Annotated in this window: 1 pseudogene; it reads left to right on the top strand. The window is 45.9% G+C overall.

Going from position 1 to position 772, the window contains the following annotated elements:
* Positions 1-751, top strand: a pseudogene (locus R8N49_RS26595) ((Fe-S)-binding protein); the annotation flags it as partial.
* Between the last annotated feature and the right edge of the window lie 21 nt (positions 752-772).

The raw sequence follows: 772 nt of genomic DNA, 5'->3' as shown, positions 1-772 counted from the left end.
GCCGTATGATCTGCAAGTATTGAGTGGTTTGTCTTCGACTGAAAAGAGCAAGCACGTATTAATCGTTCAAGACCCATTTACCAGTTATTACGATGCGGACGTTGTTGAAGACTTCGTCAAGTTGGTTAAAAAGCTAGGTATGCATCCAGTGCTTTTGCCATTTAAGCCAAATGGTAAAGCGCAACACATCAAAGGTTTCCTACGCCAGTTTAAAGATACCGCGGCTGATACGGCGAAGTTCTTGGCTATGGTGGCGGACTTAGACATTCCGTTGGTCGGCGTTGATCCGGCATTGGTGCTGTGCTATCGAGATGAGTACGCGGAAGTACTCGGTAGCAAGCGAGGCGATTTCGATGTGCTAACGGCACACGAATGGCTGTACCCAAGGTTGGAAGCGTTTGAAGTAGCAAAGCAACGGGAAAATCAGGAACCGTGGTACTTGTTTGCGCACTGCACTGAAAAAACTAAAATGCCGAACGCAGAGAAAGAATGGGGCGCTATTTTTGCTCACTTTGGCGCGGTATTGAACACAGTACCGGTTGGTTGTTGTGGCATGGCGGGTACATTTGGCCACGAGGTGGATAAGCTGTCGATGTCGAAAGACATATACAATTTAAGTTGGAAACCAAACCTAGATAAGTTAGATAACGAAAGATGTTTGATTACTGGTTATTCTTGCCGAAGCCAAGTAAAACGCTTTGAAGGAACAAAGCCTAAGCATCCCGTTCAAGCACTGTTAACTTTGGTATAATGACATCAAGCCCAGTCCAAC

The sequence above is a fragment of the Vibrio sp. 1978 genome, from assembly GCF_033344345.1.
This window is presented reverse-complemented; position numbering and strand designations above follow the sequence as displayed.